At 59.0% G+C, this 21757-nt stretch carries 14 protein-coding genes; 11 read left to right on the forward strand and 3 right to left on the reverse strand.

Annotated elements, in window-relative coordinates:
• Nucleotide 1: 1 nt before the first annotated feature.
• The gene (locus tag CDO73_RS17605) at nucleotides 2-1627 is read right to left on the reverse strand and encodes a choice-of-anchor I domain-containing protein (protein ID WP_088489841.1); all 1626 of its coding nucleotides are present in this window, start codon (nucleotides 1625-1627) and stop codon (nucleotides 2-4) included.
• 299 nt (nucleotides 1628-1926) lie between these two features.
• Between CDO73_RS17605 and CDO73_RS17610 the strand changes: the two genes are divergently transcribed.
• The 3 genes from CDO73_RS17610 (at nucleotide 1927) to CDO73_RS17620 (ending at nucleotide 5085) form a co-directional block, all read left to right on the forward strand.
• A complete protein-coding gene (locus CDO73_RS17610; RefSeq protein ID WP_088489842.1) occupies nucleotides 1927-3534 on the forward strand; it encodes an amidohydrolase in 1608 nt (535 codons plus the stop codon).
• A 325-nt stretch (nucleotides 3535-3859) separates the two neighbouring features.
• Nucleotides 3860-4678 (forward strand): AAA family ATPase, encoded by an 819-nt coding sequence (locus CDO73_RS17615; protein ID WP_088489843.1) that lies wholly within the window; start codon nucleotides 3860-3862, stop codon nucleotides 4676-4678.
• A complete protein-coding gene (locus tag CDO73_RS17620) occupies nucleotides 4675-5085 on the forward strand; it encodes a NusG domain II-containing protein (RefSeq protein WP_088489844.1) in 411 nt (136 codons plus the stop codon). The genes CDO73_RS17615 and CDO73_RS17620 overlap by 4 nt, the downstream gene beginning before the upstream one ends.
• A gap of 236 nt (nucleotides 5086-5321) precedes the next feature.
• Here the strand turns inward: CDO73_RS17620 and CDO73_RS17625 are convergent, their stop codons facing one another.
• Nucleotides 5322-7418, reverse strand: a complete 2097-nt coding sequence (locus CDO73_RS17625; protein ID WP_143536150.1) for a DUF2325 domain-containing protein — start codon at nucleotides 7416-7418, stop codon at nucleotides 5322-5324.
• 503 nt (nucleotides 7419-7921) lie between these two features.
• Between CDO73_RS17625 and CDO73_RS17630 the strand changes: the two genes are divergently transcribed.
• The 4 genes from CDO73_RS17630 (at nucleotide 7922) to CDO73_RS17645 (ending at nucleotide 14149) form a co-directional block, all read left to right on the forward strand.
• Nucleotides 7922-11017 carry a PAS domain S-box protein gene (locus tag CDO73_RS17630; RefSeq protein ID WP_256972748.1) on the forward strand — a complete coding sequence of 1032 codons (3096 nt, stop codon included), beginning with the start codon at nucleotides 7922-7924 and terminating at the stop codon, nucleotides 11015-11017.
• A 422-nt stretch (nucleotides 11018-11439) separates the two neighbouring features.
• A complete protein-coding gene (locus tag CDO73_RS17635; RefSeq protein WP_088489847.1) occupies nucleotides 11440-12573 on the forward strand; it encodes a serpin family protein in 1134 nt (377 codons plus the stop codon).
• 60 nt (nucleotides 12574-12633) lie between these two features.
• Nucleotides 12634-13920: a serpin family protein gene (locus CDO73_RS17640; protein WP_088489848.1), complete on the forward strand. Its 1287-nt coding sequence runs from the start codon at nucleotides 12634-12636 to the stop codon at nucleotides 13918-13920.
• A gap of 25 nt (nucleotides 13921-13945) precedes the next feature.
• Complete coding sequence (locus tag CDO73_RS17645; protein WP_088489849.1) at nucleotides 13946-14149, forward strand: hypothetical protein; 204 nt, start codon at nucleotides 13946-13948, stop codon at nucleotides 14147-14149.
• Here the strand turns inward: CDO73_RS17645 and CDO73_RS17650 are convergent.
• The gene (locus CDO73_RS17650) at nucleotides 14146-15225 is read right to left on the reverse strand and encodes a bifunctional 3-deoxy-7-phosphoheptulonate synthase/chorismate mutase (protein WP_088489850.1); all 1080 of its coding nucleotides are present in this window, start codon (nucleotides 15223-15225) and stop codon (nucleotides 14146-14148) included. The two genes, CDO73_RS17645 and CDO73_RS17650, sit on opposite strands and share 4 nt — an antisense overlap.
• Before the next feature lie 340 nt (nucleotides 15226-15565).
• On the opposite strand from CDO73_RS17650, the gene ald reads away from it, so the two are divergent.
• The 4 genes from ald (at nucleotide 15566) to CDO73_RS17670 (ending at nucleotide 21376) form a co-directional block, all read left to right on the forward strand.
• On the forward strand, nucleotides 15566-16702 hold the full coding sequence (ald, locus tag CDO73_RS17655; protein ID WP_088489851.1) for an alanine dehydrogenase: 1137 nt from the start codon (nucleotides 15566-15568) through the stop codon (nucleotides 16700-16702).
• Nucleotides 16699-17151, forward strand: a complete 453-nt coding sequence (locus tag CDO73_RS17660; RefSeq protein WP_088489852.1) for an OsmC family protein — start codon at nucleotides 16699-16701, stop codon at nucleotides 17149-17151. The genes ald and CDO73_RS17660 overlap by 4 nt, the downstream gene beginning before the upstream one ends.
• Before the next feature lie 182 nt (nucleotides 17152-17333).
• Nucleotides 17334-18755 carry an aspartate ammonia-lyase gene (aspA, locus tag CDO73_RS17665; protein ID WP_088489913.1) on the forward strand — a complete coding sequence of 474 codons (1422 nt, stop codon included), beginning with the start codon at nucleotides 17334-17336 and terminating at the stop codon, nucleotides 18753-18755.
• 302 nt (nucleotides 18756-19057) lie between these two features.
• Nucleotides 19058-21376 carry a helix-turn-helix domain-containing protein gene (locus CDO73_RS17670; protein ID WP_088489853.1) on the forward strand — a complete coding sequence of 773 codons (2319 nt, stop codon included), beginning with the start codon at nucleotides 19058-19060 and terminating at the stop codon, nucleotides 21374-21376.
• The last annotated feature ends 381 nt before the right edge of the window (nucleotides 21377-21757 follow it).

A 21757-nucleotide genomic window follows, 5' to 3' on the forward strand; every position in this document is an offset into this window, starting at 1 on the left:
TTTATTTGCCTGTCTTCAAATCCGGCGCATAGAAACTGATCGTTCCCGTACCTTCGTCCGCGCTGACGAACAGGTCGCGGCCGTTGACGCGGTGGATGCCTTCCGGCGATTCGCCCGCGGTCCGGATCAACCCCAGATAGGCCGGCTTGGCCGCGTCGGTCAGATCGAAGAATAAGACGGCATCGGCCCGCTCGGCGGCGACCGCCAATAGAGGTCGTCCTCCTACGGTGGACACGGTGAGGTTTTCGACTTCGCTTCCTTTGTTCGGGCTGCGGCCTTCCGGGTAGATGCCCGCTTCGGCGGCGGCTTCGTCGATCAGATTCAGGCTGTCGTAGATCTTTTTGCCGTTCAGATCCCACACCGCGATATTTCGGCCGCCCGCTTTGACGCCGTCGTCGAATTCGTTTTTGCCCAGGTCGCCTTCATTCGCCGTAATCACGTATTGTCCGTCCGGAGAGAACGCGATGCCGTCCGGTTCGAAGCGCCCGGTCATGGTGTCCGCGAACGCGACCCGCCCGTCGTCTCGGAGATCGGCGGCGTGTTTCGTCGTGCCGAGCGCGAACATTTCGGTAATCGTTTTACTCGGGAGATCGACCAGCGCGATCACGTTGTTTTCTTGCAGCGTTACGGCCGCCGTCGTGCCGGCTTCGTTGATCGCGACGTATTCCGGCTGCGGCTCGTGCGGATAGACGGCGCCCCGAACGCCGGACAGGTCGACGGGAAGATCGGTCAACTTGCCTTTTAACGCGTCGCCTCCGTCGAATTCCATCACCGCGATGCTGCCCGGACGTTCGGCGTTCGGATAATCGAATTCTTCCGTCTCCGGGTCAAGCTCTTCGTCTTCGATCGCGATGACGGCGTAACGCCCGTCTTTCGACACGGCGATCGAATCCGGCCCGATGCCGAGCTCGTAGGTCTTGGCAACGGTATAGCTCGACAGATCGACCACGGCCAGAATGCCGGGATTCGCCGCCTGCATCGTATCGCCGGTCCGGATTACCGCCAGCGCGTATTTGCCGTCCGGCGTCGCCGCGACGCTGGTCACTTCGGCGGCCTGCGACAGCGCCTTGAAGCTGACCGACTTCAGCAGGGAAGTCCGTTTGACGTCGGAGATATCCAGCACGGCGATACTGCCCGCGTCCGCTTCGGTCACGATCAGACGTTGTCCGTCGGGAGTGGACGATGCGATCTCGGCTTTGCCCGACGGCATAGCGAAGGAAGCAACAAGCGAGAAGCCCGTTTTATTCTGCGCGGATGCCGCCGCATCGAGCAGAAGCTTCAGCGTAGATTCGGACACGTACGCGCGGCCTTCTTTTACTCGAGGAGCGGAATCCAATGTCAGCTGCTGCCCGTTCAGGGTCATGGAGGTTTGCCCGATATGCAGCGATCCGCTCAGCGTGTCCGATCGGAACGCGATGCGGCCGGTCCCGGATTCCCAGTGAATCTCGCCCTGCATATTTTCGATGATCGTTCGCAGCGAAGGCGACGGATCGGCAGCGGCGGCAGCGGCCGGAGCGGCGTTCGGATTCAGCGACAGCAGACCGGAGGCGAGCGACGCTCCGGCGAGGCTTAAAATCAAGCGTCGGATTTTCTTTTGTTTGACTTTTTTGCGGCGTTTCAGATTCATGGGAACACTCCTTTGATCGAAATTCGGATGGAAGCTTGGGGGATCGTCCGCTTGCGAATATGTAAAAGATTGCGTAAAGATTCCGGCCGGTTTGTAAACGCAAAGCGGCCGGAAAAGCCATGCCTCTGCCATTGTAGGCAGCCCGTGTATGAAGTGTGTTAAGCCGGATCGCGAATTTCGTAAACGACGCGCGGCGAAAAAGACCGTGCTTGTGATACACTGAGCGGGGCGACGCGGCGAGCCGAATCGAAACCGCGCAGAAGAATAGAAGAATAGAAGGATAGAAGGGACGGCGGAACATGAACGCGACGCGAGGAATATTGTTCAAGCACGGCAAACTGGGTCTCGGGGCGGCGGATGGAGGAGCCGACGCCGTTTATACGGAGAACGGCATCATCCGGGCGATCGGCGAATCCCGCGAGTTGGAGCTGCAATTGACGGGCCGTTCTTACGAAACGGTCGATTGGGCGGGAGCTTGCGTGCTGCCGGGACTGACCGATTCGCATCTGCATCTCTCCATGCAGGGCGTGAAGCTGGAAGCGCTCGATTTCTCCGAGACATCGTCGGCGCAGCAAATGCTGGCGCAGATTCGCGAACGGGCGGAGGCGACGCCGCGGGGCGAATGGATCTTCGGACTGAACTGGAACGAAAACGCGTTTACTCCTGCGGCCGCGCCGACGCTTGCCGAATTGGACGAAGCGGCCGGCGATCATCCGATGTATCTGACGCGAACCTGTTTCCATGCTTTTCTGGCGAACAGCGAAGCGTTTCGGCGCGCGGGACTGTCCGCCGAGACGCCCGATCCGCCGTCCGGCGCTTTCGGCCGGGACGAAGCGGGGCAGTTGAACGGTTGGGTGTACGAAGAAGCGTCGAAACTGCTGACGCGCGTGCAGCCGGAGCCGGACTATGCCGCCCGAAAAGCCGCGATCCGCAGAGCCTGCGAATACGCGCTGAGTCTGGGATTGACCGCCGCGCATACGGAAGATCTGCGTTATTTGGGCGGAATCGACGTCATGCGCCGCATTCACCGCGAACTTCGCGAAGAAGGGCTCTTTTTCCGCTCGCATCAACTGATTTTCCATGATTATCTGGACGAAGCCGAGGCGCTGGGGCTGCGGGCGGGCGAAGGCGACGAATGGCTGCGCATCGGAGCGGTCAAGATCTTCTCCGACGGCGCGATCGGCGGACGGACGGCCATGCTGAACGCTCCGTATCACGACGCGCCGGAAACGAGCGGGATGGCGATCCATCCGAGAAACGAACTTCATGCGCTGACGGCTCGCGTCCGCGCGCTCGGATTCCCGATCGCCGTGCACGCGATCGGCGACGGCGCGGCGGATCTGACGCTCGGCGCGATGGAAGCTTATCCGCTTGCGGGGATCACGGAACTTCCGGACCGCTTTATTCATGCGCAGGTGCTCGACGCGAAGCTGCTGGAACGCATGACGAAACTGCCGCTCATCGCCGATATTCAGCCGCGTTTCGTCGTCAGCGATTTTCCGTGGGTGTTGGAGCGGGTAGGGCCGCTTCGGACGGAGTATCTGTACGCGTGGAAAAAGCTGATCGACGCGGGCGTGGTCTGCGCCGGCGGCAGCGACGCGCCGATCGAACCGCTGAATCCGCTGCTCGGACTGCATGCGGCGGTGACGCGCAGACGTCCCGATTCCGCCGTTCCGGCCGAAGGTTATCTGCCGCAGGAACGATTGAGCTTGAAGCAGGCGTTATGGCTGTTTACCGAAGGCAGCGCGTTGGCGGCGGCCGAATCTCGGGAACGCGGACGGCTGCAAGAAGGGTTCGCGGCCGATTTTACGGTGTTGGATCGCGATATCGCGGAGAGCGAGGAAGCGCTGCTGCGGGCCAAAGCCGTGATGACGGTCGTTAACGGCCGGGTCGCGTATCGCTTGTAGAGAATCGGGCGAGAAGCCTGACGCAAGGGGACACGCCGAAAAGTACGTCAATAAACGAAGAAGCTGCTGCGCCTTTCGGCGAAACGGCTTCTTTTTTCGTACGGCTGCGCATGATCGGTTCGGCCTCTTTTTCTCCAAGCGGTTAGAGGTCGAGAAGGAGGTCGAACATGTCTTGGCGACCCGTCCCGATCCGCTTGCCGCGCCGCAGCTGAATCGGGTTTTACGATTGACAGTGTTCGTTTCCCGTAGTTAAATAGTAATGATTACTATTAATTTTTGTTCAAGCGGGCTCATAGGGGAGCGCAGCGAGAGGAGCAACAGCAAAATGGCGAAAAATACAGCCGCCGCGCGGCTTCCGAGATCCAAAGGAACCGATATGGCGACCGTTTACGAAGCGAAAGATTGCGCGCGCAAAGTCAAATATTTGGTTCTGCCTGAGCGGAATCGGCGAATCGTGGAAGAGTTCATGACCATTCTGGATCGCAAAGAAGAGTTCGAGCAGCACGGCGTTCCGATTCCGAACAAAGTGGTGATGTACGGGCCGCCGGGAACCGGCAAGACGCTGACCGCTTTTCATGTCGCCGCTTCGCTCGGGCTGCCGCTGATCGTCGTCCGGCTCGATTCGCTGATCCACAGTCACCTCGGCGAGACGGGCAGCAATATCCGCAAGATCTTCGATTTCGCTCGTGCCGTGCCCTGCGTGTTGTTTCTCGACGAGTTCGATGCGGTAGCCCGGACGCGCGAGAGCGGCGACGAGGTCAAAGAGATGGCCCGCGCGGTCAATACCCTGCTGCAATGTCTGGACGAGTTCGGCGACGGCAGCATCTTTATGGCGGCGACCAATCTGGAGACGGAGCTGGACCCGGCGATCTGGCGGCGTTTCGATACGCGCATGACGTACGAGCTGCCGGACGAAGCCGATCGCCGACGTTATATCCGGCTGTTGATCGGCGAATTCGCGTGCGCGTCCGGTGCCGAAGCGGAAGCCTGCCGTTTGCTCGGCGGATGCAGCTTCGCGGACATCGAGCAGATCGTGCTCAAAGCCAAACGCAAAGCGATCATCGAACGAAATCCGCTCGGCGGCTCGCATATCCGTTTATCGTTCGAAGAATACGCTCCGGTACCGATGGCCGCTCTGACATGACGAAGCGGAAAACGAAGGTCGGCCGCGCCGACTTGTTCTTGATCGCGTCGATTATGGTGCTGGCGGCAGGCGTCATGGGCTGGCAGCAATGGAGAGAAGCGCGGATCGCGAACGCCGGAGAGACGCTGGTGGCGGTCATTACGGTGAACGGCGAAGAGTATCGGCGCGTGCCGCTGGACGGAAGCGAGCAGGTGATCGATATCCGCACGGAATTCGGACATAATACGCTCAAAGCGTACGATCGGGGAATCCGAATGACCTATTCCGACGCGCCGAAGTCGATCGCGCTCGATATGGGATTTATTTCGCGCCCTTATCAGCAGATCGTCTGCGTGCCGACCCGGGTGCAGGTGGAAGTACTGCCGCCGGAGAACGAAGAGGACGGACTGGATGCGGTAGTCGGCTAGAATTTACGTACGGGTCGAAGCGTACGCGTTCGGCCGCACAAGTCGGCACGCTTTCGCCCATACAACGAGTACGCAAAAACTATGCAAAAAGCCCCGCGTTTGACGAAGATCGGCTCGCCGATTCGTCGGACACGGGGCTTTTTGGCTGTGCATCATGGAGCGGAAACGATTATCGAACGGAAAGGATCATCGAACGGCCGAACCGCCTTTATGCCGAAACGCAGAACGAAAAACGCTCAAGCGCCGTCTCCGCGATTGGATTGCGCGATCAGCTCGCGATTCTCCCACAGCATGCCGCGCAGATTCGATTTGGAACCTTGAATGATAAAAAACGGCACGCCGGACGCTTTGGCCAGCTCGACGCCTTCCCAATACGCGCGGTGCGAAGTGGACGTGATCAGCAGGAACAGCGCCTGCGCTTTGCGCAGGTCGGAAGCGATCAAATCCGGGCGTTCGCCGTTCTCGTGCACGTAATTCGCGCCGCTCTCGACGACCACGTCTTCGAACCATTTGCGCTGCCCGCCCAGCACGACGATCGTGCTGCCTTGCAGGAACGGTTCCGGCTTGGCTTTGCGGCCTTCTTTTTTGGTTTTGCCCGTCGAAGACGCCGGACGCGCGGGGAGAGGATCGCGGCGGGGCATGGACGCAGGGTCGGAGAAATCCCGATAGACCCGCGCGAGCCTGGCCACATTCTCTTCTTCGCCCACGTTGAAAATGCAAGGCGCGCCTTCGGCCGGACGTTGGATCTCCAGATCGCGCAGATGGATGGGATAACGCCGCTGCGGATCGTTCATGTCGACGGCGTACCAGACGCCTTGTTCGTCGACTTCCGCATATCCGTTATACTGGCGAACCGGGGAGAACGTATCGTCGCCTTGAAACAGCAGTTCGATCTCGTACTGCACGACGCCGTGCGAGTCTTCGCGCGGCGTGCACCACACTTCTGCTTCGTGCTGAAGCTGAAGCTTGTAGACGAGCGACTCCGTGATATTGAACGTCTCGCCGTTATCCAGTCTGATATAGCCGCCGTGATCGCGGCGATAGAACGTCCCTTCTTGACCGGCGGTCACCGACGCGGCTTCGTCCGCTTCGAACTGCCGAAGCGCTTCCGCCATGCCGCTTTGCTCGCGCTCGGTTTCCTCCGGACGCTCCGCTTCGTCCGGAGACCAACCCCCGGACGCCGGCTTCGCGTCCGGCAGGGCCGCCGGGCCGCCGCGCAGCAGGCGGCGCCCCGCGGCATACGCGTCGACCGCGTCCAGCAGGTCGAGCGCGCGGCGCAGATGCGTCCGCGCCTCCAGATCGCCCGGCTCGTCGTCGCCGGGCAGTCCCGCTCCCGCCGCGCGGAGGTCGCGCCGCAGCAGCGCCGTAAACCGGCGGATCGCCGTATCCGCGTCTTCCTCGCCCGGTTCGGCGGCCGGGCGAGGCGGAGCGGGCGGAAGTTCCGCCCGCTTCGTCGCTTCCGGCGGCGCGGAAGCGACCGTTTGCGCGGCGCTACGCGCGCTTTCGGCCGCGAGCTTCGACGCGGCCTCCTCGGCGGCTTCCTGCGCCGCCGCCAGCTCCGCTTCCAACCGGCCCCGTTCCTGCCGGTGCTGGCGCTTCAGTTCCGCGAGGCGGCCGGCGGCCGCTTCGCGTTCTTCGAGCAGGCTTGCGCCGCGCCGCCGCTCGGCTTCCAGTTCGCGCTCCAACGACGCGGACCGTTCCGCTTGCCGAACCGCTTCGCGCCGGGCATCGGCGGCTTCCTTGTCCAGCCGCTTGGCCCGTTCTTCTTCGCGGCGGCCGCGCTCCTCCAGCGCTTCGATCCGGCGGTTAAGCTTCTCGATGCGGCGCTGTTCGGCCGCTTCGCTTCGTTCTTTCCGTTCTTCCGCATGCGGCGCGGGGAACGCCGCCGCGTCGGCGCCGGGATTTTGCGTCTCGGATGCCGACGCTTCGCGGCTCTTCGCGCCGGCCTCATCGGCTTCGTTCTCGGCCGCCAGCCGTTCCAGACGAACGCGATATGATTGTTCGGTCTGTCCGTCTTCCGTTTCTTCGCCGGCCGGAGCAGAGAAATACAGCGCCCAGTAACAATGCCATTTGCCGTAACGGGCCGTCCAAGCCGATACGTCGGCATCGAACGATTCGAACGTAAGAGCGGATTCGCCGTCTTCCGGCGCGGGAACCGACTCGGCCGCCAGCGCTTCCGCCAGTTTGCGGCGAAGCTCCCGATTGCTTTTGGCATGGGCGATCAGGTCCCGCATCGATTTGACGAACAAAGCTTCGGGCCAACTTCGCGTGCCTCGCCGAACGAAAGGCAGTTCTAATCGCTGCGCCAGCTTGCGTTTGGCGGCTTCGTTCATCTCGCGTATAAGAGGGCCTATATGCTGAAGCGGGAGAGCCGAAAGGAGATCTTCGCTTAATGGTCCGACAGACCTTCCGTCCGAATTCTCGGATATCGGCGCTGTCGATGTTTTCTTGGGTACGGTAGGTTTGATTCGTTTCATAAGCTCCTCCTTTGCGGGATCGACGACAAACTCTATTCGAAAAGAAATGACGGTATGTAAAAAATCGATTAAATTAAGAATTGACTTTACTATATCGGACTTATCGTCGATTTGCACGGACATAAAAATCTAAAATACGACATCTTTTTACAAATTGCGATTTTTATTTCGAACGAACCGGTCAGAAGACAAGAACCGCGAATTTTTGCCGATTAATGAAGCAAAGTCTATAATGAAGCGATAGAAGAGCGGAAAAATTGGGTAAACGATAAGAATAGAGTTTTCGTGCAGAAACGTTTGATCAAAGGAGAATGAATGTGACACCGTCTTATAAGCTGAATATATCTGCATACATGCGCATGTACAATAAAATATCGACGGGTGTCTTGATTCTTGACCCGAGCGGGCAGTGTTTGGATGCCAACCCGGCCATGAATCGCATATTCGGTTACGATCGGGAAGAATATCTGGGGGAAGGCTATCAGCGCCTGTTAAGCGCGGAAAGGGATAGCGCCTTGGATCTGCTCGACTGGTTCGCCCAGTGGCAGCATGAACCGCGTTCGTTCGGACCGATCGAGGTTCGGCTTGTGCGACGCGACGGCTCGGCCGTATGGGTGGACGTAGAATGCGAACTTCCGCAGGAAGGAGAAGAGCCGCTGGTGCTGCTCTACGTAAACGACGTATCGAAGCGGAGCATTGCCGGCGATGATCAGCATGACCGGACTCGGGAAATTTATAAGCTGATCACGCAAAACACGCCCGACATGATCTCTTTCAGTAAGCCGGACGGCACGATCCTGTACGTATCCCCGTCGGTCGAACGGACGCTGGGCTATAAGCCCGAAGAAATGTTGGGACGCAATCGCACGAAGTTCTACCACTCGGGAGACGCGACCAAGATGAAGATCGAAGGCACGCTGTACGCCGAGAACGAAAAATTCGAACGACGCGTGATCCATAAAGACGGCAGCGTGCGTTGGGTCGATACTTCGTTCCGCCTTATTCGCGATTCGGACGGAACCGTCAGCCGGGTGCTCGTCATCGCCCGCGACATCACGGAACGCAAGATGAACGACATCGTGCTCGCCAAAGCCCAACAGATGGCCAGTATCGGTTCCTGGCATTGGGACGTTCCGCAGAACAAGCTCGTGTTTTCGCGCGAACTTCGGGAGATCTTCGATTATACGCTCCAACCTGTCGTCAAAGACGTTCAGGAATTCGTGCAGATCATTCATCCCGATGATCGGCAGAAAGTGGCCCAGAGTATCGGAGGCGCCACGAAAAGCGGCCGAGCGGGGGAATTGACGTACCGAATCTGTTTGCCGGGCGGCAAAGAGAAGACCATTTTCGGGGTCTGGGAAGTATCCAAAGACAGCATGACCGGCGAACCGCTTCAAGTGATCGGAATCGTGCAGGACGTCAGTGAGCGCGTGCGGATCGACGAGAAGCTGCGCAGCAGCGAAAGCCGGTATCGCTCGTTGTTCCTGAACCATAATTCCGGCATCATCTCGATGGACATGAAAGGGCGCATTCTGGACGTAAACCCGGCTATGGAAGCCTTGAGCGGTTACACGCGGGAACAGATGCACCGATTGCGCGTCGGCATGCTTCAACCCAAAGAGTTTACCGGCATGTCGCGCAAACATTTCCAAGCCGCCCGACACGGCGAGTCGCGGGTATTCGAGACCTCGTTCTACCGCCGAGACGGTCAACTTCGCCATATCAGCGTCGCTTACGTGCCGATCGGTTCGAAGAAAGCGCAGACCGGCGTCTACTCCATCATCACCGACATCACCGAACGCAAACAATATATCGCGCAGATCGAAGCGTTGAGTTATCAACATTCCCTGCTGCTCAATACGGTATCCGAAGGCATTATGGGCTTCGATCCGGAAGGGCGGATCATGTTCACCAATCCGGCCGCTTCTTCGATGTTGGGTTACGAAGGCGGCGAAGCGATCGGCCGTTCGTACAAAGAATTGATGCGTCAGGCGCAAACACAGGACAGCGTGTACCAGCCGGGAGGCATGGAGATGTTGGACGCGCTGGTCTCCGGTACGTCGCATGCGCAGCCCGAAGCCGTGTTCTGGAGAAAAGACGGAGGCACGTTCCTCGCTTCGTATCAGATCACGCCGATTCTGGATCGGGGGGAACGGCGCGGGGCGGTATTGGTCTTCCGCGACGTGACGGGCGAGAAAGAGATCATTCGGGCCAAAGAATCGGCGGAGCGCGCCGATCGCGCCAAGTCGGAGTTCTTGTCGATCGTCAGCCATGAACTTCGCACGCCGATGAACGGAATCATCGGCATGACCGAACTGCTTCGGGAAATGGAACTTGCCGAAGAACAGCGGCAGTACGTGAACATCATTCAAGAAAGCAGCCATGCGCTGCTCAAGATCTTGAACGAAATTCTCGATATCAGCAAGATCGAAGCGGGACGGATGGAGATCGAACCTCAGCCGGTCGAGCTGAGAGAGATGCTGAACAACGTGATACAGCTCTTTTTGCCCCGCGCCGCGGAGAAGAAACTCGCGCTCAAATTTTCGGCCGACGAGAACGTGCATCCGATTCCGGACGTCGTGATCGCGGACAGCGAACGTTTGCGTCAGGTATTGATCAACTTGATCGGAAACGCGATCAAGTTTACGGAGCGAGGCAGCGTAACCTTGTCCGTCACGCCGAAAGCTTTCCGCGCGCCCGACGAGATCTGGCTCGAATTCGCGGTAAGCGATACCGGGATCGGCATCGCCGGAGACAAACAGCATCAACTTTTCCAACCGTTCTCGCAGCTGCATCCGATTCTGAACCGGAAATACGGAGGAACGGGTCTGGGCTTGTCGATCAGCCGCAAATTGGTCGAATTGATGGGCGGCACGATCTCGGTCGACAGCGAAGAAGGCGAAGGCGCGACATTCCGCTTCCTGCTGCGTTTCCTGCTGCCGGAAGTCGAAGGAGAACGTTTTGCCGATCTGGCTGCTTCGAGCGAAACGGACGAGCGCAAACCGATTTCTTCGGGAACTCCGATTCCTTCGGACGACCACAAAGATCTTCGGATTTTGGTTGCCGAGGATCATCCGGTTAACCGAAGAGTGCTCGAAGCCATGCTCGGACGTTTCGGACTGCGGGCGGATACGGCGGAGAACGGCGAGCAGGCCGTTCGTCTGGCGCTCACTCATCGTTACGATTTGATCTTTATGGACGTGCAGATGCCGGAAGTCGACGGGATCGAAGCCGCCTCGCGGATTCGTACTCAACTTCCGCCGGGAAGCACTCCGCTCATCGTAGGCGTCAGCGCATTCGTGCGCCGGGAAGACGTAGAGCGCTGCCTGCTCGGCGGCATGAACGATTTTATCGGCAAGCCGGTAGTGGCTTCCGAAGTCGAGCGGGTACTGGAAGACGCCAAGCTGTTGGCTCGTACCCGCAAAGCCGAACGTTCCGACTCGGAGAGCGGATAACCGATCGCCCGGCGGATCGCGGATCTGCGTGCGGCATCGTCGAGCCGAAGCTTCGAATCCGGCGATCATACGGAAAAAGCAGAAAAGACCCTTGTTTTCGCGGCATACGGCGAAAGCAAGGTTTTTTGCGTTTCGGCAGCGCGATTTTTCCGATTCAAGCAACATTCATGCGGCTGTTTCCGTTGTTATAGAAAAAGGGAAGGGGGTTTTAAAGATCGATACGGCAAACGAATCTATCGAAACGGCGGCGAAAAAAAGAAGACGCGTTGCCAAGACTCGAATCCTGCTCGGAGGTCTGGCGTTAACCTCGCTGCTGGCGGCCGCGTCCGGCTGCTCGGGCGGCGGAAGCGGCCGAACGCCGAAGCCGAACGCCGAAGCCGAACCCGGCTGCGCAGAGTGCCGACCCTGCACTGATCGCGGCGATGAACGGCTTCGCGCTGGATTTCTATGCTCGCTTGGCCGAAGACTCCTCGCCATCCGGGCCGAGCGATAACCGCATGATTTCGCCGGCCGGCTTGACTTTTGCTTTGTCCATGCTCAGAGGCGGGGCCGCAGGCGAGACGGCCGAAGAGATGGATCGAGCGATGAAACGAAGCGGAATCTCCGGCGAAGAATGGGACAAAGGGCAGCGCCTCCTGTTGGACCGTCTTCGCGCTTCCGATCCTTCTTTGAAGATGGAGATCGCCGACTCCGTCTGGAGCCGGGAAGGCTTCAAGCTGGACGCGGATTATGTGAACCTCGCGGAGAAACGGTACGACGCTCAAGTCCGGTCGCTGGATTTCGCTTCGCCCGACGCGGTCGCGACGATCAATCGATGGGCAGCCGATCATACCGCCGGGAAGATCGATAAGGTCTTCGACGATCCGCTGCCTGAAAGCGCGAAGCTGATCTTGATGAACGCCATGTACTTCAAAGGCGATTGGAGCGAACCGTTCGATCCGAATCTGACGGTCGAGCAGGATTTCCGGGCAGCGGACGGAGCCGCTCTTCGCGTGCCTACGATGGGCCGATCGGGTCTCTACGATTATCTCGACGCCGACGGCTTCGCGGCGGTGCGCCTGCCTTACGGCGAATCCGGGAACTTCGGCATGGTGCTCGCGCTGCCGGACCAAGACCGCTCGTTGGACGAGTTCTTGAAGACGCAGCTTCCGCGTTTCGGCGAGTGGAACGCGGAATTGAGCGAAAGGCCGGGATGGGTCGGACTGCCGAAGTTCCGGCTGAAGAACAGTCTCGAACTTACCGATCCGCTTCGCCGGCAGGGTCTGTCCTTGATGTTCGATCCCGCTCGGGCCGATCTGAGCAGAGTCGCTCCCGAAGCCCGGCCCGGCGAACTGAACGTCGGTTCCGTGAAGCAGGATACGTATATCGACGTGAACGAAGAAGGGACCGAAGCGGCCGCCGTCACCACGGCCGTCATGGCCGGGGCTGCGCCTCCGACCGATGCGCCCGAACCGTTCGAGCTGAAGCTGAACCGGCCGTTTTTCTTCGCGATCACGGACCGGGAGACCGGATTGATTCTGTTCATGGGAGAAGTCGGCAATCCTGCCGAGAAGTAATCCGGGATATCGGATAACCGACAAACGCGCTCGACCGACAAATAAGGGGGTCTATCGAAGATGCGTACAACAAAATGGAGCGGCCTGATTCTGGCCGCCGTGCTGACAGTAACGGCCGGCTGCTCGATCGGCAGCGACCGCCAAGAAGAAGAATCGCGCAAGAAGACGTCTTATACCGCCGAAGACGCCGATCCGAAACTGGCAGCCGCGATGAACGAATTCGCGCTGAATTTCTACGCGCAGTTCAAAAGCGATCCGGGCGAAGAAACGCCGGGACCGAACCGCATGGTCTCGCCGGCCGGATTGGCCGTCGCGCTGTCGATGCTCAAAGGAGGCGCCGCGGGCGAAACGGCTCGAGAGATGCAGCAGACGCTTCGGCTCGGCGGGATCGACGACGGGCAGTTGGATCAAGGGCAGAAGATTCTGCGCGAACTGCTGACCGCTTCCGATTCTTCGGTCCGCATGGAGATGGCCAATTCGATCTGGAGCCGCAGCGACTTTAAGCTCGACAACGATTATGTAGGCCGGATGGAGAAAAGCTATGACGCGCAGATTCAAGCGTTGGATTTCGCTTCGCCGAAAGCGGCCGAAACGATGAACGAATGGGCTTCCGATCATACGGCCGGCAAGATCACGGAAGTGGTCCAGAATCCGATCAGTCCCGATGCGGTGCTGTTCCTGATGAACGCGATGTATTTCAAAGGCGATTGGAGCGAACCGTTCGAGAAATCGCTGACGGAAGACAAACCGTTCTATCCGGCTTCCGGGTCGAAAGTGCAGGCTCCGACGATGAAGCAGTCGGGCGACTATGATTATCTGGACGGCGACGGGTTCCGAGCCGTGCGTCTGCCGTACGGCAAGTCCGAGAATTTCGGCATGATCCTCGCGCTGCCCGACGAAAGCAGCTCGTTGGAGCGATTTTTGGACGCGCAGCTGCCGAAATTCGGACAGTGGAGCCGAGAACTCTCGGATGCACCGGGGGCGGTCGAGCTGCCCAAGTTCAAACTCGGCGACAGCCTTCAACTGGAGAACGCGCTCGCTTCTCTGGGCATGCCGACCGTCTTCGATCCGTTAAGCGCCGATCTGAGCGGGCTGTCGCCGGGAGTCGAACCGGGCGATCTGTTCGTCAGCTACGTGAAGCAGGATACGTATATCGACGTGAACGAAGAAGGCACCGAAGCGGCCGCCGTGACCAGCGTCGCCGTCGAAGAGACGATGGCCGCGCCGCCCGAACCGGACAAGCCGTTCGAGCTGAAGCTGAACCGGCCGTTCTTCTTCGCGATCACGGACAAGTCGACGGGATTGATCGTATTCATGGGCGAAGTCGGCAATCCGCTGGAAGATTAAGCCGGATTCCGAAGAGGCGTGACGCATGGCGATCGACAGCAGCGGCGCGGGACGCGAACCGCGCGCGAAGCCTACCGGGCCTCACGCAAAAAAAGCCTCGAAGACCGTTCTTTCGGTCTTCGAGGCTTTTCGGCTGTACGAACGTGGATCGCGCTGCGTTTTCAGGACCGGTCGGCGCATTAGCGCCGGCCGAACCTTGCGCCGCAAGACCGTCTCGGGTTCGAATTAAGCGCGCGGTCCGAACAGGCCAGAGTTTTTCAGGCCGTCCCAGAACGCGTTGAACTGCGGGATATCGAGCTGCTGAGCCGCATCGGACAGCGCCGTTTGCGGGTCCGGATGCACTTCGATCATGATGCCGTCCGCGCCTGCGGCGAGAGCGGCTTTGGCGCAAGGCAGCATGATGTCTTTGCGGCCCGTGGAGTGGGTCACGTCGACCATGACCGGAAGATGCGTTTCTTGCTTGAGCAGCGGAACCGCCGAGATATCGAGCGTGTTGCGCGTCGCTTTCTCGTACGTGCGGATGCCGCGTTCGATCAGCATGATCTGTTCGTTGCCGCTGACCATGATGTATTCGGCCGCGTGGATGAACTCGTCCAGCGTCGCGGACAGGCCGCGTTTCAGCAGAACCGGAATTTTCGCTCCGCCCACTTCTTTGAGCAGTTCGAAGTTGTGCATGTTGCGCGCGCCGATCTGGATCACGTCGATGTAATCGGCCGCGATGTCGATATGCGACGGATGCACGATCTCGCTGATCGTCGCCAGACCGAATTCGTCCGCGACTTCTTTGAGCAGCTTCAGGCCGTCGAGACCCATGCCTTGGAAGTCGTAAGGCGACGTTCTCGGTTTGAACGCGCCGCCGCGCATGACGGTAATGCCGGCGTCTTTAAGCGCTTTGGCGACCGTGCGCAGTTGTTCGCGCGATTCGATCGAGCAAGGACCGGCCACGAGGATCGGGCTCGGCGTGCCGACTTCTACGCCTTTGAACTTGACGATGGTGTCTTCCGGGCGTTTTTTGCGGCTGACCAGCAGTTGGCGCTTGTGGTCTTCCTGCTGAATGTTCAGCGACGCTTTGAAGATTTCTTTGAACAGATGTTTGAGGGTGCTGTCCGAGAAAGGACCTTTGTTCAGTCCCGTTACGCGGTCCAGAATTTCTTTTTCGCGTTCCGGATCGAATTTAGGCACGCCTTGATTTTCTTTGGCTTGGCCGATTTGGTGGACCAGTTCGGCGCGTTGGCTGAGCAGTTCGAGCAGTTGCGAGTCGATCTGGTCGACGCTCGCCCGCAGTTGTTCCAAGGTTTCGTTCATGTCGGTAGAGTCTCCTTTAGGCTGTCATCTAGTGTTGACAAGGTACTAAGCTTTTCCTCCGTCCTTCGCCGACGTAATCGCGCAGGAGCGTCAATACTCTCTTCGCTTTACCGCGTTGTTTCGGAACAGGAGTAAAAAGCGTATTTCTCACATTCTAATCCGGTTAGCGCATACATAGCAAGACGTGAGAGCTTTTTCTCGAAAAAAACGCAAGAAAAAGGCGGATTTCTTTTCCTTCAAGGCATGTTAGAATAGAGTTGGGAACTTTAACCATCTAATCGAACGGTGGTCAAAGTCGCCTTCGACGGATAGACCAGCCTATTCATTGGGAGGAACCAGCATGATCATCGGAGTACCGAAAGAAATCAAGAACAACGAGAACCGCGTAGGCATGACGCCGGCTTCGGCCCGGGCTTATATCGCCGAGGGCCACGAAGTCCGGGTAGAGAGCGGCGCGGGTCTGGGTATCGGATTTTCGGACGAAGATTACGAAGCGGCAGGCGCCAAGATCGCGGCCGGAGCGAAGGAAGCTTGGGAAGCGGACATGGTCGTCAAGATCAAAGAGCCGCTGGAGAGCGAATACGGATTTTTCCGCGAAGGATTGATTCTGTACACGTACCTGCATCTGGCCCCCGAACCGGCTCTGACGAAAGCGCTGGTGGAGAAAAGCGTGACCGGCATCGCGTACGAGACGATTCAAGCGCCGAACGGAAGCCTGCCGCTGCTGACTCCGATGAGCGAAGTCGCCGGCCGCATGTCGATCCAGATCGGCGCGCATTTTCTGGAAAAACCGTTCGGCGGCAAAGGCGTGCTGCTCGGCGGCGTGCCGGGAGTGGAGCCGGGCAAAGTCACGATCGTCGGCGGCGGCATCGTCGGCACGAACGCGGCGAAGATGGCGATCGGACTCGGCGCGGACGTGACGCTGCTGGATATCAACGCCGACCGGCTGCGGCAGCTCGACGATCAGTTCGGCGGACGCCTCAAGACGCTGATCTCCGATAAACATAATCTCGAGACCGCCGTCGAACGCGCCGATCTGCTGGTCGGAGCCGTATTGATTCCGGGCGCGCGGGCGCCGAAACTCGTCACGGAAGAGATGGTGCAGCGCATGGCGGCCGGTTCGGTCATCGTGGACGTGGCGATCGATCAAGGCGGCTCGATCGAGACGATCGACCGGATCACGACGCACGACGATCCCGTCTACGTCAAGCACGGAGTGCTGCATTACGCGGTCGCGAACATGCCGGGCGCGGTGGCGCGCACGTCGACGCTGGCGCTGACCATGGTCACGACGCCGTACGGGTTGCAGATCGCCCGCAAAGGATTCCGGCAGGCGGCGCTCGATAATCCGGCGATCGCCAAAGGCATCAATACCTGCGAAGGACGGGTGACGTATCGCGCGGTCGCGGAAGCGCACGGATTGGCGTATACTGAGGTGGAAGCCATTCTAAGCGCAAAGGGAGAGAGCATCGCATGAATCATATTTTCCGGCTGACGGCGGTCTGGAACGGCGGTCGCAACAGCACCGGCACCATCGAGAGCGGACAGCTCAAGACCGAGATCTCGATTCCCGAACCGATGGGCGGACCGGGCGTCGGCACCAATCCGGACGAGATGCTGCTCGGCGCGGCCTCGACGTGCTATATCATCACGTTGGCGGCCATGCTGGAACGTTCGTCGATCGCCGTGGACAGCCTGACGCTGGATTCGGAAGGCATCGTGGACGTCACGGATAACGTGTTTACGTATAAAAGCATCACGCATCGTCCGCGGCTCGTGCTGGCTGCCGGTCAAGGCGAAGACGCATCGGCGAAAGCGGAACGATTGGCGCATAAAGCCGAGAGTTCCTGCATGATCACGCGGGCGCTTCAAGGCAACGTGACCGTTTCGGCGGAACCGACGATCGCGATCGCGGAGAAAGCCTGAGCCGATCGCAAGGCGTCGGACAAGGAAGAAGAACGATCTTCTTCCTTGTTTTTCGCGCGCCGCTTCGGATACTAAATCTCAAGTTTGAAATATCCGATATAGGGATATAGGATAGAAGATAAGAAAGCGGATTCATGAATCCCAAATACACAGCTTATACAGCGTTGAGAGGACGGAATGCGATGCAACCGCAGTTTCGGATTGAAAAAGATTTCCTGGGAGCCAAGCAAGTTCCTGCCGATGCCTATTACGGCGTACAGACGATGCGAGCGATCGAGAACTTCCCGATTACCGGATACCGGATTCACGAGTCGATGGTGCATGCCCTCGGCATCGTGAAAAAAGCGGCCGCGTTGGCTAACATGGAAGTCGGCCGTCTGCCGGCCCATCTGGGCGCGCCGATCGTCGAAGCGGCCGGAGAAGTGATGGACGGCGTATGGGACAGTCAGTTTATCGTCGACCCGATTCAAGGCGGCGCGGGAACGTCGATCAACATGAACGCGAACGAAGTCATCGCGAATCGGGCGCTGGAATTGATGGGCAAGGCCAAAGGCGATTATTTCCATCTGAATCCGAACGTGCACGTCAATATGGCCCAATCGACCAACGACGTCTTCCCGACGGCGATCCATATCGCCGCGCTGACGCTCGTGCAGAAGCTGGAAGATACCATGGAGCGCCTCCAACGTTCCTTCGAAAACAAAGCCCGCGAGTTCGACCACGTGATCAAGATGGGACGCACGCATCTTCAAGACGCGGTCCCGATCCGTCTGGGTCAAGAATTCGCCGCTTACGCCCGCGTTCTCGGACGCGACCTGCATCGGGTACGCCGTTCCAAAGAACTGCTGCACGAGATCAATATGGGGGCGACCGCGATCGGTACCGGACTCAACGCCGACGTCGATTATATGGAGAAAGTCGTCGTCAAGCTGGCCGAGATCAGCGGCATGCCGCTGCGCCACGCGGAAGATCTAGTCGACGCCACGCAGAATACGGACGCTTATACCGAGCTGTCCGGAGCGCTCAAGATCTGCATGATCAACTTGTCGAAAGTCGCCAACGATATCCGTCTGCTGGCGTCGGGACCGCGCGCGGGACTGGCCGAGCTGAAGCTGCCGGAACGCCAACCGGGTTCGTCGATCATGCCGGGCAAAGTCAATCCGGTCATGTGCGAAGTCGTCAACCAGACGGCGTTCCAAGTCATCGGCAACGACCATACGATCTCGCTCGCGTCCGAAGCCGGCCAGCTCGAACTGAACGTCATGGAGCCGGTACTCGTATTCAACCTGCTGCAATCGATCAGCATCATGAACCAATCGCTGACCGTGTTCCGTACGCACTGCATCGACGGCATCGAAGCCAACGAAGCGAACTGCGCGGAGTACGTCGAACGCAGCGTCGGCGTCATTACGGCGCTCAGCCCGTATCTGGGCTACGAGATCTGCGCCCGCATCGCACGCGAAGCGATGACCACGGGACGTTCCGTGCGCGATCTGTGCCTGATGCACAACGTCTTGAGCGAAGAGGAACTGGACATCATCTTGAATCCGTTCGAGATGACCAAGCCGGGAATCGCGGGTTCTTCGCAGTTGACGCGGGACTGACCGTTTGCCGCCGCGCCGGAGTCGGCGCGGGAACCGAGCGAGTCGAACAGCCGTTTCCGAGCCATGCCGATGGCCGCGGAAGCGGCTTTTTTCTTGCGGGCCGCAGCGGGATTTTTCTTAAGTCGAGATCGTCCTAGAGATGGTCGGAATCGGAGACACCCGAAATCGCTTCGCGGGGATACGATGTAGAAGAGGCAGATCGGCGGCACGCGTGCCGCGAATCGTAAATGGCAAGTATTGACAATTAATATGCTCGGGCTTATAGTTAGGTCACCGAGAAAGGGAACCGGAGGAGGGGTCGCATGAACGCACTGCAAAATTTTCGCGCGCGCAAATATTTGCAGCGAATCCTGCTGAGCTTTATGCTGGTCGTCGCCATGCTGGCGATCGCTTCGCTGCTGCTCAACTCGAATGCGCGGGGACGGGTGCTGGGCATGCAGGAAGACGCGGACCGCAAGCTGTTGACGCAGATCAATTACAACATCGAGAACATGAACGGCATCGTCACGAATCAAGCGGTCGCCCTCTACAACGACGAAGAAATGATCGCGCTCAAATCGGGCGGCGATTACAAGCAGAGCATCTTGAAGATCCAGCGTCTGAACCGTACGGTTGCCGCTTCGCCTTATCTGCATGCCGCCGTGTTCTATAACGGGGCGCAGCATCGGTTTTTCTCGTCGATCAACCACAATCTGGCCAGCAACGATATCTTGTACGACGCGCTGCGCAGCTATATGGACGCCGACGCCAACGTGCCCAAATTGCAGTTGGTGCCGATCAATCTGCAAGGCAAAAGCGGAGGGATCGACGTGTTCGCCATGTTCGTGTACGACGGACCGACTCTGGGTTCGGTCAACGACAACGTGCTGATTCTGACCGTCAAACCGGAATGGATACTCGATAATATGAAAGCGCTTAATCTTGTTTCGGCGGACGAAGGCGATCAATTGTTCATCACGGACGGCAGCGGAGAGATCGTGCTGTCGGCAGCCGGAGCCACGCCGGAAGGGCTGGACGTGAACCGGGACCTGCTGCCGAAGATCGCCGAATCCAAGCCTTCGCTCGGTTCGTTCAATTACGATCAAGGCAAACTGCATTACAAAGTCACCTATCTGAACCGGGCGACGAACAATTGGCAGATCGTCAGCTTGAAAGATTCCAATAAAGTGCTCGGAAACGTTCGGCAGATGCGCTGGACGGAAGCCGCCGTATTGTTCTCCGCCGTGATCTTCGCGGTGCTGCTGTCGGTTCTGCTGGCTCTGCGATTGTATAAGCCGGTCGGTCAACTGCTGACGCTCGTGCCGCAAGACGGGAACGGGCGTCCGAAATCCGGGAGCGGCGACGAATTGTCCCTGATCGCCGCCAACGTGACCGAGATGGCCGGCAAGCTCAAAGGATTGGAACAAGAACGCGCTTCGCAGTTCAACATCGCGCGCAGCTATCAGCTGCGCAGCTTGATCGGTTCCAGCGAAGGCATCGGTCCGGAAGAATTCGCGCGGCTGCGCGAGCAGCACGGACTGGATATTCCGGGCGATATGCCGATGCGGCTCGCGCTCGTGCAGATCGACGATCTTCAAGGCTTGTCCGGGCAGCCCGGATCGCGGATGGAAGCGCTGCTGGCTTTTGCCGTCGCCAACGTCGGCGAAGAACTGCTGCGATCTTCCGGTTCTTGCGAAGCCGCCGAGCTGAAAAGCGGTCATCTGCTCTTTATCGTCGGAGGCGAGCCGGCCGAGCTGTCGCGGCTCGGCGAGCGTCTGCGCGAGCTTCAAGAAACGATCCGCAAGTATTACCGGACTTCGTTCACGGTTACGCTCAGCGAGGTCTTCTCGGATTATCGGCGGATCACGCCGATGTACCAGACGGCCGTCCGCCATTCCGGATACCGGATGATCTTCGGACGCGGCGCGGTGATCGAACCGGCGAATATCGCGGCCAACGAACGCGGCGAAGCGCTGGAGATTCCGCAGGAATTGGAGCGGCAGTTAAGCGAAGGCCTCAAAAGCGGACGGATCGAAGAAGCGGAGCAGGCCGTTCGCGCTTGGCGCGAAACGTTGTCCGGGTTCGGCGCGGATCGGATCTTCTCCGCCGTGCTGCATTTGACGGTCAGCTTGAGCGGCACGCTCGGCGAACTCAGCCGCAACAACCTGAATCCGCTGCCGGTCAATATCCAGACCGTCAATCGGCGCATTCTGGAGAAAGAGACGTTGGAAGAGATCGAGGAGACGCTGCTCGACATCGTGCGCGAAGTCTGCGGACGCAGCCGCAGCGGGCGCGAAGACAAGAGCCGGCTGCTGGCCGATACGGTCAAAGAGATCATCGACAAACATTATGCCGATCCCGATCTCAACGTGCAGCGGATCGCGGACATGCTCAAGGTCAGCACGATCTATCTCGGACAGGTATTCAAGACGGAAGAAGGCCAGACCGTGGTCGATCGGATCAACGCGACCCGGCTGCTGCATGCCAAAGAATATTTGGAGCAGCAGACGTTGACCGTCTCGGAGATCATGCAGAAAGTCGGCTTCGGCAACGAAAGTTATTTCTACCGTCTGTTCAAACGGCGTTACGGAGCGACTCCGAAAGAATACCGGCTCAAGTCGGCGATCGAACGAAGCACGTAGAGCCGAATAGACAAGCCTGTTTGTTCGCTGATCGTTCCGCGCAGTTTGGATAGGATTTGGACGAAGGCCCGAGACGCCGATGGCGGATACGGGCCTTTGTCGCGTCCGTTCGGCTTCGGCGATCGGTTCGCGGATAGCCGGAAGTTACGCCGCCGCACTGCCCGCATCCGTTCGGCATACCTGTACTGTACAGTCCGACAACCCGCGCCGTTACAGCTTTCGTGCAACTGTACAGCCTCGAAGTACAGCAATCCTGCGATTGTACAGTACCGCCGTAAGCGCTTACGTACTATCGTGGGAAGTGCCAGGAAGCGGGGCCGGCACCCAGCCGGACCGCACCGGGAGAACAAGAGACGAGAGAAGTGGAAAGGAGCCGGAATT

The sequence above is a fragment of the Saccharibacillus sp. O23 genome, assembly GCF_002205895.1.
In the GTDB taxonomy this organism is placed as follows: domain Bacteria; phylum Bacillota; class Bacilli; order Paenibacillales; family Paenibacillaceae; genus Saccharibacillus.

Excerpts from the sequence above, each read along its gene's own strand:
- CDO73_RS17635 (WP_088489847.1), top strand. The coding sequence starts at position 11,440 with ATGAACGGCTTCGCGCTGGATTTCTATGCTCGCTTGGCCGAAGACTCC.
- CDO73_RS17625 (WP_143536150.1), bottom strand. The coding sequence starts at position 7,418 with ATGAACGAAGCCGCCAAACGCAAGCTGGCGCAGCGATTAGAACTGCCT.
- ald (WP_088489851.1), top strand. The coding sequence starts at position 15,566 with ATGATCATCGGAGTACCGAAAGAAATCAAGAACAACGAGAACCGCGTA.
- CDO73_RS17660 (WP_088489852.1), top strand. The coding sequence starts at position 16,699 with ATGAATCATATTTTCCGGCTGACGGCGGTCTGGAACGGCGGTCGCAAC.
- CDO73_RS17620 (WP_088489844.1), top strand. The coding sequence starts at position 4,675 with ATGACGAAGCGGAAAACGAAGGTCGGCCGCGCCGACTTGTTCTTGATC.
- CDO73_RS17670 (WP_088489853.1), top strand. The coding sequence starts at position 19,058 with ATGAACGCACTGCAAAATTTTCGCGCGCGCAAATATTTGCAGCGAATC.
- CDO73_RS17610 (WP_088489842.1), top strand. The coding sequence starts at position 1,927 with ATGAACGCGACGCGAGGAATATTGTTCAAGCACGGCAAACTGGGTCTC.
- CDO73_RS17650 (WP_088489850.1), bottom strand. The coding sequence starts at position 15,225 with ATGAACGAAACCTTGGAACAACTGCGGGCGAGCGTCGACCAGATCGAC.
- CDO73_RS17615 (WP_088489843.1), top strand. The coding sequence starts at position 3,860 with ATGGCGAAAAATACAGCCGCCGCGCGGCTTCCGAGATCCAAAGGAACC.
- CDO73_RS17645 (WP_088489849.1), top strand. The coding sequence starts at position 13,946 with ATGGCGATCGACAGCAGCGGCGCGGGACGCGAACCGCGCGCGAAGCCT.
- CDO73_RS17640 (WP_088489848.1), top strand. The coding sequence starts at position 12,634 with ATGCGTACAACAAAATGGAGCGGCCTGATTCTGGCCGCCGTGCTGACA.
- CDO73_RS17630 (WP_256972748.1), top strand. The coding sequence starts at position 7,922 with ATGTACAATAAAATATCGACGGGTGTCTTGATTCTTGACCCGAGCGGG.
- CDO73_RS17605 (WP_088489841.1), bottom strand. The coding sequence starts at position 1,627 with ATGAATCTGAAACGCCGCAAAAAAGTCAAACAAAAGAAAATCCGACGC.
- aspA (WP_088489913.1), top strand. The coding sequence starts at position 17,334 with ATGCAACCGCAGTTTCGGATTGAAAAAGATTTCCTGGGAGCCAAGCAA.